At 39.9% G+C, this 17,006-nt stretch carries 13 protein-coding genes; 6 read left to right on the top strand and 7 right to left on the bottom strand.

Annotation, left to right across the window (positions count from 1 at the left end; all coding sequences use genetic code 11):
* Positions 1-175 precede the first annotated feature (175 nt).
* Together pyrF and hisS are read left to right on the top strand one after the other, a co-directional pair.
* Complete coding sequence (gene pyrF, locus ME1_RS07620; protein ID WP_004865058.1) at positions 176-1,021, top strand: orotidine-5'-phosphate decarboxylase; 846 nt, start codon at positions 176-178, stop codon at positions 1,019-1,021.
* A gap of 501 nt (positions 1,022-1,522) precedes the next feature.
* Positions 1,523-3,031 carry a histidine--tRNA ligase gene (hisS, locus tag ME1_RS07610; RefSeq protein WP_004865057.1) on the top strand — a complete coding sequence of 503 codons (1,509 nt, stop codon included), beginning with the start codon at positions 1,523-1,525 and terminating at the stop codon, positions 3,029-3,031.
* Between the two features lie 335 nt (positions 3,032-3,366).
* Here the strand turns inward: hisS and ME1_RS07605 are convergent, their stop codons facing one another.
* Entirely contained in the window at positions 3,367-3,891 is a 525-nt protein-coding gene (locus tag ME1_RS07605; protein ID WP_004865056.1) for a peroxiredoxin, read from the bottom strand.
* A 221-nt stretch (positions 3,892-4,112) separates the two neighbouring features.
* On the opposite strand from ME1_RS07605, the gene ME1_RS07600 reads away from it, so the two are divergent.
* Positions 4,113-5,735, top strand: a complete 1,623-nt coding sequence (locus ME1_RS07600) for an alpha-D-glucose phosphate-specific phosphoglucomutase (protein WP_004865055.1) — start codon at positions 4,113-4,115, stop codon at positions 5,733-5,735.
* 245 nt (positions 5,736-5,980) lie between these two features.
* On the opposite strand, the gene fumC is transcribed toward ME1_RS07600, so the two are convergent.
* Complete coding sequence (gene fumC / locus ME1_RS07595; protein ID WP_004865054.1) at positions 5,981-7,369, bottom strand: class II fumarate hydratase; 1,389 nt, start codon at positions 7,367-7,369, stop codon at positions 5,981-5,983.
* A 235-nt stretch (positions 7,370-7,604) separates the two neighbouring features.
* On the opposite strand from fumC, the gene groES reads away from it, so the two are divergent.
* The 3 genes from groES (at position 7,605) to ME1_RS07575 (ending at position 10,471) form a co-directional block, all read left to right on the top strand.
* Entirely contained in the window at positions 7,605-7,901 is a 297-nt protein-coding gene (gene groES, locus ME1_RS07590) for a co-chaperone GroES (RefSeq protein ID WP_004865053.1), read from the top strand.
* A 59-nt stretch (positions 7,902-7,960) separates the two neighbouring features.
* Positions 7,961-9,604: a chaperonin GroEL gene (groL, locus tag ME1_RS07585; protein ID WP_004865052.1), complete on the top strand. Its 1,644-nt coding sequence runs from the start codon at positions 7,961-7,963 to the stop codon at positions 9,602-9,604.
* 534 nt (positions 9,605-10,138) lie between these two features.
* On the top strand, positions 10,139-10,471 hold the full coding sequence (locus ME1_RS07575) for a zinc ribbon domain-containing protein YjdM (protein ID WP_004865051.1): 333 nt from the start codon (positions 10,139-10,141) through the stop codon (positions 10,469-10,471).
* A gap of 156 nt (positions 10,472-10,627) precedes the next feature.
* On the opposite strand, the gene ME1_RS07570 is transcribed toward ME1_RS07575, so the two are convergent.
* The 5 genes from ME1_RS07570 to murJ all read right to left on the bottom strand — a co-directional run bounded on the left by ME1_RS07570 (position 10,628) and on the right by murJ (position 16,622).
* A complete protein-coding gene (locus ME1_RS07570) occupies positions 10,628-11,863 on the bottom strand; it encodes an MFS transporter (RefSeq protein ID WP_004865050.1) in 1,236 nt (411 codons plus the stop codon).
* Positions 11,864-12,732: 869 nt separating this feature from the next.
* Positions 12,733-13,311, bottom strand: coding sequence for a NifU family protein (locus ME1_RS07565; RefSeq protein ID WP_004865049.1), 579 nt, complete (start codon positions 13,309-13,311; stop codon positions 12,733-12,735).
* 53 nt (positions 13,312-13,364) lie between these two features.
* A complete protein-coding gene (locus tag ME1_RS07560; protein ID WP_004865048.1) occupies positions 13,365-13,856 on the bottom strand; it encodes a universal stress protein in 492 nt (163 codons plus the stop codon).
* 45 nt (positions 13,857-13,901) lie between these two features.
* On the bottom strand, positions 13,902-14,972 hold the full coding sequence (gene trpS, locus ME1_RS07555; RefSeq protein WP_004865047.1) for a tryptophan--tRNA ligase: 1,071 nt from the start codon (positions 14,970-14,972) through the stop codon (positions 13,902-13,904).
* Between the two features lie 78 nt (positions 14,973-15,050).
* A complete protein-coding gene (murJ, locus tag ME1_RS07550; protein WP_035009172.1) occupies positions 15,051-16,622 on the bottom strand; it encodes a murein biosynthesis integral membrane protein MurJ in 1,572 nt (523 codons plus the stop codon).
* Positions 16,623-17,006 lie beyond the last annotated feature (384 nt).

Raw genomic sequence — 17,006 nt, 5'->3', positions numbered from 1 at the left:
GGAGGGGAAATGATCGCTTGTTTTCTTGGCGATGTCGTGGAACGTGTTTGGTTCTTTCTGTCGTGGAATGGGAAAATATTTTCTTTTTTATGAAAACCATGATACCGGTCATTTTGATCAATGAATCTCTTTGTCATTGTATAAGAAACTTTAAAAGATGCCGTCTGAGGATAAAATGTTTTCTGAAAATTTTTTAAAAAAGCGTGAGATCTATGGACCGCTTTGTGTTGGTTTTGACCCTAGTCATAAAGTTTTGCAATCATGGAACTTAAGCTGTGATTATAAAGGCTTAAAAGAGTTTTGTGATATCCTTTTAACAGCGGTTGTGGGGCATGTGGGGGTTATAAAGCCACAAGTCGCATTTTTTGAGTTATATGGCGTGGAAGGACTTCAAGTTCTCAAAGAATTGATTGAAGATGCACGAGATCAAGGTTTGTTGGTTATCGCTGATGCCAAAAAGGGGGATATTGGCTCTACTCTTGAGGCTTATGGGAGAGCTTGGCTTGGTTCAAGCAGCCCTTTTAAAGCGGATGCACTGACAGTCAATCCTTTTCTTGGTTTTGATGCTCTTATTCCTTTGTTCAAGATTGCTGAGGAAACGGAAACCGCGGTTTTTGTGGTTGTTCAATCCTCCAATCCAGAGGGGAAGTGTATTCAAAATGCACGCGTTGGGGATCAGACAGTTTCTGTTCATTTGGCACAACGTATTTATGATTATAATAGCCAGTCTTTTGCTCAACATCATTCTGTTGGTCCCATCGGCGCAGTTGTTGGAGCAACATTGGGCAGTGAATCAAAAGAGACAATCGAACAATTAAAAAACAGCCTGTTTCTCGTTCCAGGTATTGGGGCACAAGGGGGAACAATTACACAACTGACAAATCAGTTTCCTCAAAATTTATGGCAGAATATCATTCCTTCCGTTTCAAGATCCATTACAGATGCTGGTCGCAACAGTGCTGATTTAAAAACGCTTATCAGTGATTTTGCAGAAAAAGCTAAAAGCACTCTTTTGTTTTGAGGATTGTGCATATGCACTGACTCTGTGAAGCCCTATCCTTAAAGAAGAATGCTTCTTTCAGACGATGCTTTCTCGTTTATCTAACATCAGCCGTTGCTCTTCCTGCCTTTCAAGAAGTATGGTTTTCATTTTATGTTTGAAGATGAGGGAGATAATGGGGGGAAGTGCGTGGGAAATGTGCTGAGGATTATTGAAAGCAGATGTGTTCAGGGGAGAAGATTGTATGAGGGGAAGTATGGGAATTGCTTGGAGGGAGTGTTACGGTTGTGGGAACAGTATTTTATATCGACAGTTGAAAAAATATTAATAGAGAGCGTTTGTAACTTATGAGATTGGAGGGGCAAGCGTTTTTATACTCTAAAGATGAGAGGTATTCTCTTTCGTAAAGAAAAGGTTGGCGTATATTGCAGAGGCTTCAGATTGACAAAGTCATTGCAGCCTTTGTTTCTATAAGATAAGACACAAGTTATCCGTGAATACAAATTGTTACTAGAGAATAAGATGTCATCAAAACAAGAAAAAACCAAAGCCCGTTTGCCTCGTGGTTTTGTTGATCGCACAAGTGCACAATTATATGCAACTGAGACTATGATTGCGCAGATTCGTGAAGTTTATGAACTTTACGGCTTTGAAGCGCTTGAAACACCGATTTTTGAATATACGGATGTGTTGGGTAAGTTTTTACCTGATGAAGATCGCCCAAATGCAGGGGTATTTTCACTCCAAGATGATGATGAGCAGTGGATGTCTTTGCGCTATGATCTCACAGCTCCTCTTGCTCGTTATTTTGCAGAGAATTTTGAAACTTTGCCAAAGCCTTATCGCAGTTATCGTCTTGGCTTTGTTTTCCGTAATGAAAAACCAGGACCAGGGCGGTTTCGGCAATTTATGCAGTTTGATGCCGATATTGTTGGGTCACCAACAGTGGCAGCAGATGCTGAAATTTGCATGATGGCAGCAGAGAGTTTGGAAAAATTAGGGTTTCAGCATCAGGATTATGTCATTCGTCTTAATAACCGAAAAATTCTGGAGAGTGTATTAGAATTGATTGGTTTGGGGGGCAATGAGAAGGCTGTTAAGCGTTTAACTGTTTTGAGAGCAATTGATAAACTTGATAAATTTGGTCTTGAAGGTGTGCGGTTGCTGTTGGGCAAGGGGCGTTTGGATGAAAGTGGTGATTTTACAAAAGGGGCAGAACTCAAGGACAAAGACATTGATTGTATCCTTGCTTTACTCTCAGCAGAAGCGGAAACAGCAGAACAAACACTTGATGCCTTGAGAAAAGTCGTTGGTCAGAGTGCTCAAGGACTTGAAGGTCTTCGTGAGCTTGAGGAAATGCAGACAATCTTTGCTGCAAATGGCATGCAAAACCGCATTAAAATTGATCCCTCAGTGGTGCGTGGCTTAGAATATTATACCGGACCTGTTTTTGAGGCTGCTTTGCTTTTTGATGTTCTCAATGATGATGGACAAAAGGTTGTCTTTGGCTCTGTTGGTGGAGGCGGGCGCTATGATGGATTGGTTGCTCGTTTTCGTGGGGAAAATATTCCGGCAACGGGTTTTTCCATAGGGGTTTCACGCTTGATCGCTGCTTTGCAAAATCTTGGAAAATTGCCCGTGAAAGAAAAGACTGGACCTGTTGTGGTTTTGATGATGGATAAAGAGCCAGAGGCGATTGCTCGCTCTCAAAAAATGGTCATGCAATTGCGTGGTGCGGGAATTCGTGCTGAACTCTATTTGGGAGCAGCGGGGATGAAAGCGCAGATGAAATATGCAGATCGGCGTCAAGCACCTTGTGTGGTCATCCAAGGGTCGCAAGAACGTGAGAGCGGAAAAATACAGATCAAAGATTTGATTGAAGGGGCGCGCTTGTCTCAGGAAATTAAGGATAACCAAACATGGCGTGAAAGTCGACCAGCGCAGGTGATGGTTGATGAAGAAGAACTCGTCAAAACCGTGCAAGGTATTTTAGCGGCCCAAGATGCACAAAAGTTTTCAGGCTGTAAATAATAACCTTATATTTTGAGGAGAACATTCTTGGGCAATAAGTTTAAGGGGTTATCAGAATTGCTTTAAATGCGCTGATGATGTGGAGAGTGCAACAGGAGAACTGTTAAGACGGTATACGCTTTGATATTCTCTATGAGGAATAGAAAAAGTGTCTTTTGCTTGTCTGTCAGGCGGGCGCTGTGATGGGCTACTTGCAGGTTTTTATGGTGAAACAGGCTGGTAAGGGGGCAATGAAAAATTTATAAAAAACAAACGGCACAAATTTCTCTTTGTGAAGGAACTTATGCCGTTAAGTCTGTGCTCTTTAAATTTAAAAAGGCGATTTTGAATCGCAATTAGCTTTGCAGCGCTTTCAAAACATTTTGTGGTGAAGAAACTTCATAAGGATCTGTGGTGCAATTGTCTGAAAGACCTTTTTCTTCGAACCATTGTTCAATGACACCATCGTTAATAACAGCAGCATAGCGCCATGAACGCATGCCAAAACCGATATTGTCTTTGGCAACCAGCATACCCATTTTGCGGGTGAATTCGCCAGCACCATCAGGAATTAATTTCACGTTTTTGATCCCTTGTGTTTTCCCCCAAGCATTCATAACAAAAGCATCATTAACAGAAAGACAGTAAATTTCATCAATGCCTACTTTTTTAAATTCATCATAAAGTTTTTCGAAGTCAGGTAGCTGAAAGGTTGAGCAAGTAGGGGTAAAGGCTCCGGGAAGAGAAAAAAGAATAACCCGTTTTCCTTTAAAGTACGCATCACTGTTAACTTCTTGCCATCGATAAGGGTTATCTCCACCAACGGATTCATCGCGGACACGTGTATGAAAGGTGACGTTGGGAACGGTTTTTCTCATCATGGGTTAAGCTCCTGTCTTTTTTATTGAAAATTGTGTTTCATTCTTGAAAATTATGTTTCAAAACAGCTTTCGTCTTTAAAAGCATGTTTAAGAAGGTGTACAAAATCCTCATTACTAATAAGTGTGCAAGTATTTCTTTGTTCCGTCAAGTGGAATTAATGGTCGACTTTAAGTGATATTCACTTTAAAATTAAGGGGAAGAGTATGAAGGCGCCTTTACGATGATAGCGACAGTTTTGACAACGGCTTTTGATGATCAAAAACCGGGAACATCTGGTTTGCGTAAAAAGGTATCGGTTTTTCAACAACCCCATTATGTTGAAAATTTTATACAGTCTCTTTTTAACAGCATTGGAGATGTTGAGGGGAAACTCTTTATTCTTGGGGGGGATGGACGCTATTTTAACCACACCCTTCTGCAAATTGTGCTGAAAATGGCAGCAGCGCATGGTGTTGCTTGTGTAAAAGTAGGAAAAGGAGGGCTTCTTTCCACACCAGCTGTTTCGCATCTTATTCGCAAATATCATGCCCATGGTGGGTTTATTCTCTCTGCAAGCCATAATCCTGGTGGTTTACAGGGAGATTGTGGCATCAAATACAATATTTCTAATGGTGGTCCTGCTCCTGATTCCTTGTGTGAAGCCATTTTTACTGCATCTAGGTGTCTTTCTTTTTATAAAATTTTTGAGGCACCAGACGTTGATTTAGAGAGAGAAGGTACAACTTTTCTAGGTTCTATGCGGGTTGATATCATTGATCCTGTGGCAGATTATGTTGCTTTGATGCAGAAGATTTTCGACTTTGACTGCATTGCTAAAGCCGTTGCAAAAGGGCTTACTTTGCGCTTTGATGCTATGCATGCGGTAACAGGGCCTTATGCACATGAAATTTTTGAAAAATGTTTAGGTTTTCCAAAAGGAACGGTGGTTAATGGTATTCCTTTACCAGATTTTGGAGGAGGGCATCCAGATCCCAATTTGATTTATGCCAAGGGGCTTTATGATTTTTTGATGTCGGAGCACGCACCTGATCTTGGAGCGGCTTCCGATGGTGATGGGGATCGTAATCTTATTATTGGACGTAAGCAATTTGTCACGCCTTCTGATTCCTTGGCTATTATGGCTGAACATGCACATCTCATTAAAGGTTATCGCCAAGGCATTGTAGGGATTGCGCGTTCTATGCCAGCAACGCGTGCTGCTGATCTGGTTGCCGAAAAAAAACAGTTGAATTGTTTTGAAACACCAACCGGTTGGAAGTTTTTTGGCACGCTTTTGGATGCGGGAAAAGTGACCTTTTGTGGTGAAGAAAGCTTTGGAACGGGCTCTCATCATATCCGCGAAAAGGATGGTTTATGGGCTGTGTTGTTTTGGTTAAATCTCCTCGCTGTGACAGGAAAAACAGTTGCACAAATTGTTCAACACCATTGGAACACCTATGGGCGCTTTTATTCTTTACGTCATGATTATGAGGAAGTGGAAGCAGAGAAAGCCTATGCTCTCATAGAGCAATTGCGTACGCATCTACCACAATCTGGAACAGAAATTGCTGGGCTCCTCGTTGAAAAAGCAGATGATTTTACCTATCATGATCCCGTTGATCAGAGCGTGAGCAGCAAGCAAGGTATCCGTATTTTTTTCAAGAATGGAGCACGGTTGGTGGTGCGTTTATCGGGAACGGGAACAGTGGGTGCAACTTTGCGGCTTTATTTTGAGCAGTATGAAGGTGATCCCTGTAAACATTTTCAAGATCCGCAAAAAGTGCTCGAGCCTTTGCAACAAGCAGCGTTGAAATTGTTGAATATACAACAATTGAGGCGCGAACATCCCGATATTATCACATAAAGACGTGAATTATTAATCAAGAAAGTTTATATTTATTTTTGTATGATTTTGGGGATTTTGGTCATAATCATTTCTATATCCCCTCATTTTGTAGCTATAGTATATAAAGCTCTATCGTTCTTATGCGCAAAGATTTTCTAGATTGTTGCAACAGGTGATATTGAAATTGTGAAGCATATAAGAACATCGAACCATTCGCGGTTCGATGTTCTCACAAGAATATGAGAGAAGACTTTTCTCGTTTTTTATTGTGGGTGAATCATTTTTTTGGGATCTACCAGCCGGTCATAATCTTCTCCGGAAACACCTGCTTTTAGGGCTTCAACGCGCAAAGTTGTATCATTTTTATGCGCTGATTTGGCAATTTCGGCAGCTTTTTCATAGCCAATTTCTGGGGCAAGAGCTGTCACGAGCATCAAAGAGCGTTCCATGAGCGAGTGAATATGGACACGATTGGCACGTAATCCTTGCATGCAGTGCAGATCAAAGGAGCGCATACAATCACCAAGAAGCGTAATCGACTGTAAAACATTATAGCCAATAACAGGCTTATAAACATTTAATTCAAAATGCCCCTGACTGGCAGCAAATGTCACACTGGTATGATTGCCAAAGACTTGGCAGGCAACCATCGTCATTGCTTCACATTGGGTGGGATTGACCTTGCCTGGCATGATAGAAGATCCCGGTTCATTTTCAGGCAAGTTTAATTCTCCCAATCCTGAGCGGGGACCAGAGCCTAAAAACCGGATGTCATTAGCAATTTTGAATAAATCGGCTGCTAAGGCATTCAGACTGCCATGGAAATGTGCAAGGGCTCCATGATGGGCGAGAGCTTCAAATTTATTGTCTGCAGTCTTGAAAGGGATCCCTGTAAGATTACTCACTGTTTCAGCAAAAGCAACATCAAAACCTTGCGGTGCATTGAGCCCTGTTCCAACGGCTGTGCCCCCTTGGGCAAGCATTTGCACATCGCGAAGAGCATTTTCAATGCGTTGAAGATTGGCTTCTAATGCAGCACGATAGCCCGAAAATTCTTGCGCTAGAGTTAAGGGCGTTGCATCTTGGGTATGGGTTCGGCCGATTTTGATGATGTCGGCAAATTCTTCTTCCTTTTTCTTTAAAGTGGTAATAAGGGCTTCAAGAATAGGAAATAAATGTTGGCGTGTTTGCAGTGTGGTAGCAATGTGAAGCGCTGTGGGAAAGGAATCGTTTGATGATTGGCTCATATTGACATGGTCATTGGGGTGAACAGGTGCTTTGCTCCCTAATTTTCCTCCCAAAAGCATGTTGGCATGGTTGGCAATCACTTCATTGACGTTCATATTGCTTTGTGTACCAGAACCCGTTTGCCAAACCGATAGGGGAAAATGTGTGTCAAACGCTCCGGCAAGCACTTCGTCAGCTGCTGTAATGATTGCTTTGCCAATCTTTTGCGAAAGCTTTCCTTTTTCCATATTCACAATGGCTGCCGCTTTTTTGATAAGGCTTAAAGCATAAATGACAGTGAGGGGCTGTTTTTCACTGCCAATATTAAAGTTATGCAGAGAACGTTCAGTTTGCGCACCCCAATAACGATCTTGTCGTACCGCAATCGTTCCAAAGCTATCCGTTTCCTGACGTGTTTCAACCATGATAAGATCCTTTTTGTTCACAAGGTGTAATAAAAAGCTAGATAACGCGAAATAGAAAAAAGAGGCAAGGCTTTGAAGCCTTTTAAGGGAAATTATTTTATCCCGAATCCTTGACATTGAGAAGAAGCAATTTTATATCTTAACCAGTGTTAGCACTCGGAGTATGAGAGTGCTAGCAAGAACTTAAGATTAATTCAATGTTATCAATTATATTAAGTTTTCAAGGATTTTAAACATGGCTAATATACAATTCCGCCCACTTCACGATCGTGTCGTTGTTCGTCGGGTTGAATCTGAAAATAAAACTGCTGGTGGGATTATCATCCCTGATACAGCAAAAGAAAAACCTCAAGAAGGTGAAATTATTGCTGTTGGCAATGGCGCTCTCGATGACAATGGAAAGCGTGTGCCCCTCGAAGTGAAAGCAGGAGACCGTATCCTCTTTGGAAAATGGTCTGGAACTGAAGTGAAGATTAATGGGGAAGACCTCCTCATCATGAAAGAATCTGACATTATGGGAATTCTGGGCTAATCCAGACTCTCAATTTTTTTCGTTTTTTACTATTTGAGATAACTCCAAGGAGAAATTAAATGGCTGCTAAAGAAGTCAAATTTGGCCGTGAAGCGCGTGAGCGTTTGTTGCGCGGTGTTGATATCCTTGCTAACGCTGTTAAGGTAACGCTGGGACCTAAAGGGCGCAATGTGGTGATCGATAAATCATTTGGTGCGCCTCGCATCACAAAAGATGGTGTATCCGTTGCAAAGGAAATCGAACTTGAAGATAAGTTCGAAAATATGGGTGCGCAAATGTTGCGCGAAGTAGCTTCCAAAACCAATGATATTGCTGGTGATGGAACAACAACCGCAACCGTTTTGGGACAAGCTATTGTACAAGAAGGCGTAAAAGCCGTTGCTGCTGGCATGAACCCAATGGATCTTAAGCGTGGGATTGATGCTGCTGTTGATGAAGTGGTGGCAAACCTTTTCAAAAAAGCCAAGAAAATCCAAACCTCAGCAGAAATTGCACAAGTGGGAACAATTTCCGCTAATGGTGCTGCAGAAATCGGTAAAATGATTGCTGATGCTATGGAAAAAGTCGGTAATGAAGGCGTTATTACTGTAGAAGAAGCAAAAACGGCTGAAACAGAATTGGAAGTCGTTGAAGGTATGCAATTTGATCGTGGATATCTTTCCCCATATTTTGTCACAAATGCTGAGAAAATGGTGGCTGATCTTGATGATCCTTACATTCTTATTCACGAAAAGAAGTTGTCTAATCTACAATCTCTGCTTCCAGTGCTTGAAGCTGTTGTTCAGTCTGGCAAACCACTTCTTATTATCGCTGAAGATGTGGAAGGTGAAGCTTTGGCAACACTCGTTGTTAACAAATTGCGTGGTGGTTTGAAAATTGCTGCTGTAAAAGCACCAGGATTTGGTGATCGCCGTAAAGCAATGCTCGAAGATATTGCCATCTTGACATCGGGGCAGGTTATTTCTGAAGATGTGGGCATTAAACTTGAAAATGTCACTTTGGATATGCTTGGTCGTGCAAAGAAAGTGAATATTTCTAAAGAAAATACCACGATTATTGATGGTGCTGGACAAAAAGCTGAAATTAATGCACGCGTCAATCAAATCAAAGCGCAGATTGAAGAAACAACTTCTGACTATGATCGTGAAAAATTGCAAGAAAGACTTGCTAAACTTGCTGGTGGTGTTGCCGTTATCCGTGTTGGTGGTGCTACAGAAGTTGAAGTGAAAGAAAAGAAAGATCGCGTTGATGATGCCTTGAATGCAACACGTGCTGCTGTAGAAGAAGGTATTGTTGCTGGTGGTGGAACTGCTTTGTTGCGTGCAGCAAATGCGCTCACCGTTAAAGGAAGCAATCCTGACCAAGAAGCTGGTATTAATATCGTGCGTCGTGCACTCCAAGCACCAGCACGACAAATTGCTACCAATGCAGGTGAAGAAGCAGCAATTATTGTGGGTAAGGTATTGGAAAACAATGCAGATACCTATGGTTACAACACTGCAACTGGTCAGTTTGGTGATTTGATTGCTTTGGGAATCGTTGATCCTGTGAAGGTTGTGCGTTCTGCTCTTCAGAATGCTGCTTCAATTGCTAGCCTTCTTATCACAACAGAAGCTATGGTTGCTGAAACACCAAAGAAAGATACCCCAATGCCTCCAATGCCAGGTGGTGGAATGGGTGGAATGGGCGGAATGGATTTCTAAGCCCTTTTATAAAGAGAAAAAGGACGGGTCCAATGGGCCCGTTTTTTTTAATGCTTTTTTTCATTTCAGAGGGTTTTATTATTTAGAAATATGTCCAGTGAATTTGGTGCGTTGGTTGCTTTGGGAATTGTTGATTTCGTAAACGGTTGTGTGTGCTGCTCTCCAGAATGCTGCTTCAGTTGCTCACTTGTCTTATGACTAAAACAATGCTCGCTAAATACTAAAGAAAGGCACTTTATGTGGTCTCGTGGAGAAATTGCAATGTTTCCTTCTTTCTTGTGCCAATAGCGTTTACACTTCATTGAGCATTATTTTTCTTAAGAAGTGTTTTGTGGGGGGATGATTTGCTTTGAGAATGTTTGTGCCGGTGTTTTATAAAATTTCTCTCTTGTTTTTGCTGGGATAACTTTAACCTTTAAGAATTCTGAAGAGAAAATGCCATGTTCGTGTTTTGCTTTAGCAATAGACAATGGGCACGTCTTGCTCTATTGAGCTTTATAGAGATGATGTTTCTTGAATCAAAGAGGGAATCTTATGAGCCAAAACCCTAAATGTTCTCACTGTGGTGGTCTTTATACTTATGAAGAGGGTGAAAATTTTGTGTGTCCTGAATGTGCACATGAGTGGCCCCAAAAGAGTGAAGAACCGCCTTCCGATATCGTTTATGATGCCAATGGTCAGGTTTTGACGAATGGGGATAGCATTATGGTGGTGAAAGATCTTAAAGTAAAAGGCGCAGCATCGGTTCTCAAGAGTGGTACAAAGGTGAAGAATATTCGCCTCGTGGATGGGGATCATAATATTGACTGTAAGATTCCTGGTATTGGTCAGATTGGCTTAAAGTCGGAATTTGTTAAAAAAATTTAGTGGGCATAAAGCTTCTAAAGCACTTTCTTGCTTGTTAAAGCGTATTTGCTTGAGATGAAGATATAGGGGGAGAGAATTCCTTCTATTCTTTTAAAGTTTTCAAATATTATTAACTAGCCATCAGACAAAAGAAATGGCATGGAGATATCAAATATATCAATGATCGTTATCACCTATAGTGTTAAGGGGTGTTCTCTCTTTCTTTTTCTTTAGTTTTATAACTCCAATCATTCCAGTGGAAATAATGAGTGTAGACATAGCTAAAAAAGAGCTCACTAATCCCACAAGTGCAAAAATTCCAGCAATAAAACCAGACACTGCTTCAGCAGAGTTCGCTAAAGTTGAAAATGTTCCAAAACTCTTACCCAAATCTTCACGACGAGAGTACAATTGAAGAGATGAGACTAAACTAATATCGACAAATGCACCAATAAATCCTAAAACAAAGGCTAACACGAGAAGGAGTTTTAAAGAAAATACCGCAGCTAAAGGCATAACAAACATGATAATTCCATAGAGAAGCCAAAATACCATGAGCTTCAACGATGTAATATTGAATATAATTTTACTGTATAGAAAACCACCTACAATAGTTCCCATAGCAATGAGAGAAAATAGATAACTTACAAAGCTTTCCTCTCCACCCTGAGAAAGAACAAAAGCTGGAATTAAAAATCTTAAAATTGCACCAGTAAAGAGAATAGCAAATGATGAGCCAACGAGCGTAATAAATAAATTATTATTTTCTGTAGAAATATATTTAAGATAAGAAGCTGTTTCTCGATAAATTTTTATAAAATTGAATGATTTATTCGCACTTGAATTTAAATTCATGAGATTGAATAACACTATAAGAGATATAAAATAGGTAAAAAAATCAAAAATGAGTACTGTCGATTTATTGGCGAAAAAAAGCAGTACCGAACAAACTAAAGGGCCAATTACGGATGCAGTTTCTTCTATAATTTGTGAAATGCTATTTGCCTTTGTAAGGTCATTTATTGAAAATATTCTCGGAAGAGCAGCTTGAAAACTTGGTTGAAAAATACTTCTTCCTATCGTTGTACATATTGCCGCAAAAATAAGAACAATAATATGTGCAGTACCTGTTATATAGGTTATAAAAACGAATAATGAGGCTAATAATCTCACAAATTCACTGAAGATCATATTTTTCTTTAAAGAAAAATTATCTGCTAACCAACCTCCTATAGGGCCAAAAAAGAGAAAAGGAATAAATCGAAAAAAATACACAAGACCTGTAAAAAGGTAGGTATCTGTTAATTCTAAGACAAGTAAAACAAAAATAACTTCATAGGCATAATCACCAACTTTGGAAATAAAGAGCGAAAGAAAAAGAGACAATGGACTCTTTTTTAAAAATAAATTCATATCAATCATCCGATATTAAACTTTTCTACACTTAAAGTTATACGACTTTTCATAAAATTGGTGATATGAACTTCAAAGAAATCCTATATTCTCATAAATTACTTAATATATTAGTGGAAAATGTTTAAAGACATAAGTATGCTTGATGTAAGCATTTAGACCAATATTGAGAAATATCATTATTTTTCTCTCTTCGTTACCTTTTAAAAAGACAAGAAGATAAAAACTATTAGATCAAAATCTGCCATATGCGTACAATAAAGAGCTCACTTTTTTCACATGCGTGCGATATTGTTCTTAACATTTATAAAATGGTAGATTTATTCTTTTATAATTCTTTTTGCATTAAAAATGGATAAAGTTAACACGAGTAAAGAGGGAACTGTGCCACTTTTTGTTAAGCCGGCACTCTCATTCTCTTTGCTCGCTCTCAATGTTACAATAGCTCTTGCATGAAAACGATTTATGAAAAGGTATTTTCATGCCTTTCTCAAACGATTTTTATCCATGCATCTATCCTGCTTGTGATGTGCAAGGGAATGGTTTTGTTTGATTCAATATAAAGGAGATAGAGATGAGAAAATCTTAACAGTATTTGGGACTCTTCTTTAACATGCGAAACACTAAATTATCATTATAAATCAATTTATTATTGCAATAGCATGTATTGGAATTTACTCTGTATGATGCTTTTGGAGCATAAGTTATCTTGCTCTTTTCTTTGATTTTATAGAGAGAAAGGATTAAGAGTTTAAAGTTTTCCTTGTTTGTAGGAATGGTGTGATGTGGTTGGGGGATTTGGTTTTATGATAGTGTAGAAGTACTCTTCTCACGGATGACTTTGATTATCGCTGTTTTGATCGGTTTTTTTATTGCGGCATAGCTTCCACACCTAAAACTTCTGGAATAAAATGCCGTAAAAGATTTTCAATCCCATGTTTTAGTGTTGCCGTTGAAGAGGGGCATCCGGCGCAGGCACCACGCATATTAAGATAAACAATACCATTTTCAAATCCGCGAAAAGTAATATCTCCTCCATCATTGGCAACGGCTGGACGAACACGTGTTTCAAGGAGTTCTTTAATTGTTAAAACAATATCAGCATCTTTCTCATCATAAAATTCTTCGTTAAGGGCATGGGTCTGTGCTTGTGCAGAAGCATTGGTGGTAATAACTGGGTCACCAGAGAGAAAATGCTCCATAATTGTGCCTAAAATGACTGGTTTAAGATGCTGCCATTCACCCTCTTTTTTGCTTACGGTGATGAAGTCATAGCCTAAAAAAACACCATTAACATTGGGAATATTAAACAGTTTCGCAGCTAAAGGTGAATTTTGAGCAGCTTCTTCGCGGTCACGAAATTCTAACACCCCCTCGGAAAGGACCACACGACCTGGCAGAAATTTAAGTGTTGCAGGGTTTGGTGTGGTTTCAGTTTGAATAAACATAGACTCTCCTTGATAATGAGGGATGAGGAAGACAATGATGCCTCTTATTGTTTTTAGGCAATGGATTCAATATCTTCATCCGCAAGATTGCTCGGAATAACGGTGACAGGAATTGAAAAAGCTGCTCCTCGATTGCCAATGAGTTGAATCAGCGGTCCTGGTCCCTCTGTGTGTTCACTGGCGGCTAAAACAATCAGTGCAATCTCTTTATCTTCATCAAGCAGTTTGGAAATTTCATCAATCTTTTCACCTTCACGTATAATGATTTCTGTGTCAAGAGCATGGGTGGTGCGTATATCATGGGCAAGTTCTCCCAGCACTTTATGGGCATTTTGCGTTGATTCCGTACGCATAACATTGTTAACACCCAGAAAATGTTGAAATTCTATACTGTCAACAACACAAAGCAAAACCAATGTTCTGTTGGTCTTGTGAGCATGTTTTGCAGCAAAAGCAACGGCACGCCGACATTCTGGTGTTTCATCGATAATGACCAAAATTTTTTTCTTATGTTTGTTTTTCAGAGTTTTTTGCTTGGAAGCCATGCATTTTCTCTCTCTTTTACTCTTTACGATTAAAATCTTATTGTTTCATGTATCGTGCAAAAAACCAACAATTTCACGGACTTTTTTCATATTTTCTTCTGCTAATGCACCGGCACGCTGTGCGCCATCATGCAAAACAGAATCAATATAAGCGCTTTCTTTATACAATCTACGCAGTTCCTCTGTTATGGGTGCAAGCGTATGGACAGCAAGGTCCGCTAGGGCTGTTTTGAAAAGCGAAAATTGTTTGCCTGAAAACTCTAAAAGCGCTTTTTCTTTGCTTACTTTTGCAAAGGCCGCATAAATACCAAGCAGATTGTCGATTTCTGGTCGTCCTTCTAGCTCTGTTAGTGTATCGGGAAGAGGGGCGGAGTCCGTTTTTGCTTTGCGGATTTTTTTGGCAATAAGATCAGCATCATCGGTGAGATTAATGCGCGAAAAATCTGAAGGATCTGATTTGGACATTTTTTTTGTACCATCGCGCAACGACATAATACGCATGGCTGTTTTCCCTATCAGCGCTTCTGGCATGGGGAAAAAGCCTTGTCTTTTTTCTTCCCCCATTTGCATCGAAACAGCGAAATTTAAATCTGCAATGCGCTCAGCATAGTCGTTATTGAATTTTTGCGCAATATCACGTGTGAGTTCAACATGCTGTTTTTGATCTTCTCCTACCGGAACATGTGTGGCACGATAGAGCAAAATATCAGCAGCCATCAGACTTGGATACGCAAAAAGCCCAAGGGATGCTTTTTCACGATCTTTTCCTGCTTTATCTTTAAATTGTGTCATGCGTTGGAGCCAACCAATACGGGCGATACAATTTAAAATCCATGCAAGTTCAGCATGTTGAAAAACCCGAGATTGGTTGAAAATAATGTGTTTTTGAGGATCAATACCGGCAGCTAAAAAGGCTGCTGTCACGGTTCTGGTTGATTCAGTCAAAGTAAGGGGATCAGGATTCACTGTGAGTGCATGCATGTCGACAACGCAATAGAGACAGTGATAGGATGTTTGCAGCTCAACCCACTGCTTGATGGCTCCAAGATAATTGCCAAGATGTAGGTTACCACTCGGTTGTACGCCGGAAAAAACAAGCGGTGTGAAAGTGTCCATAGAAGCGTTCTTTCTTAAATAAAATTATTCCTTTTGTGTTTTGTGTCAAAACGTCTTTCTGAAAGCAAGATAAAATATTTAGAGGCGTTTTTTGAAATTTTTAAGGGTGAGGAAAAAGGATCGGGTGTCAATTAAAAAATAGGCACTTAAATATACCAAAAAGAGGGCAAACATGATTCCTGCTAGTGTACCGGCACGCAAGAAAAAGGATGCGTGTGAGGATAAAGGGAAAGACAAAAAGCCAAGTACATGAAACAGATAATGAAAGGTTATCGCGCTTAAAATAGTGATAATCATCAGACAGGCAATGCGTTTTATCAGTTGTGCATCAACTTTCCAATAGCCACGTTTGAGGAGAACCCCACAAAGCAACAATGTGTTAACCCATCCAGAGGTGATTTCGGCAATAACAATACCGCGTGCTGATAAAATGGGGAATAATGTTAAAGCAAGACTGATATTGATGAAAACGCAAATGCCCGTGACTATCATCGGTGTTTTTGTATCTTCATGCGCAAAGAAATTAGGAATAAACACCTTAATTAAAACAAATGCTGGAAGTCCTAATCCGTAAAGTCCAAGGAGTTGTGCAACATGGTGTGTTGATTCACTGGTAAATTGTCCACGCTCAAAAAGTAAACTGACAATGGGTGTGGAGAGCAGCAAAAAGGCAATGGATGCCGGTAAAGTTAACAGGAGGGTGAGTTCAATAGAACGGTTTTGCAAATCGTGCGTTTCTTCGTGGTTTTTGCTGCGTAGCGCTCTTGTTAACTCTGGTAAAAGAACGGTTGCAATGGCGATTGCTATCACGCCTAATGGTAATTGATAAAGACGATCAGCATACATTAAAGAGGATACCGCACCTGATTGGCTGGAAGCAATGTTGGTATTGATTAGCAAATTAATTTGCGTGATGCCTCCCGTGATGGCAGCAGGGAATGCTAAAGTTAAAAGCTTACGAACATTGGGGCTAAAATGAGGACGGCGGAGGAAAATTTTCATTCCACTTCGACGCAAAGCAACAGCGATTAAAGTGAGTTGAAGAATTCCCGCAGCTAACACACCCCAAGAAAGATTTAATCCGATATGCCAAGCATCGAGCCGATAAATCCAAGCATAGGCAAGGATACATATGAGAATAATATTTAAAAAGAGGGGAGCTATAGCTGCGATAAAATAGCGCCGCAAGGCATTCAACATCCCTCCCATCATTGCTGCTAAAGACATACAGGTTAAATAGGGAAACATAATTGCGGTAAAATGAATCGTGGCGTTAAATTTTGTAGCGTCTTCTGTAAAGCCTGGAGCAATGATCGTTCGGACCAAAAAAGGCATACTTAATTCCATGGCAATGGTTAAAAGTAACAGCAACGAAAAGAGAACGCCAAACACTTCTTCGGCAAATTTACAGGCGGCTTCTCCACCATCTTCGGTAATTTTTTTTGAAAAAAGAGGAACAAAAGCAGCATTAAAAGCGCCTTCAGCAAAAAAACGGCGGAATGTATTGGGAAAACGAAAAGCCGCATTGAAGGCATCGGAAACAGGACCAGTTCCCAAGGCTGCTGCCATCAACATTTCGCGTATAAAGCCAAAAATGCGGCTCATCAGGGTTCCAGAAGCAACAGTAGCAAATTTTTTAATCAGGATCATAAAGATATATCAGGTGTGTTATGAAAGACAGGTGGTAAAAAATGAATACAACGCATCAGATCATAAAAATCTGATCAACATGTTAATGTAAGAGTGTTAATAAATATTCTTTTAAACCGTTTTACGCTGGTGTTTCTCTTTCTGTCAACAAAACTACATGAAGCTGTTTTAAATTGTGCTTGTTGCCTTTGTACTAAAGCTTTGAGAGCACGCATAAAACATAAAAAATTCTTTCTCTCAAGCCGAATATATGGAGCACTGTAACAAATAAAAAAAAGTCGCAGAGAAAGTGGGTAAAACTGATTTTTCTCTTCGTTGCTGTTTTGTTTTATTTGTTCTGGATATTATCCATATGGCATTTTTTCTTCTCAAGCTTTCTGTTTT

The sequence above is a fragment of the Bartonella vinsonii subsp. arupensis OK-94-513 genome (assembly GCF_000278235.1).
Taxonomy (GTDB): Bacteria; Pseudomonadota; Alphaproteobacteria; order Rhizobiales; family Rhizobiaceae; genus Bartonella; species Bartonella arupensis.
This window is presented reverse-complemented; position numbering and strand designations above follow the sequence as displayed.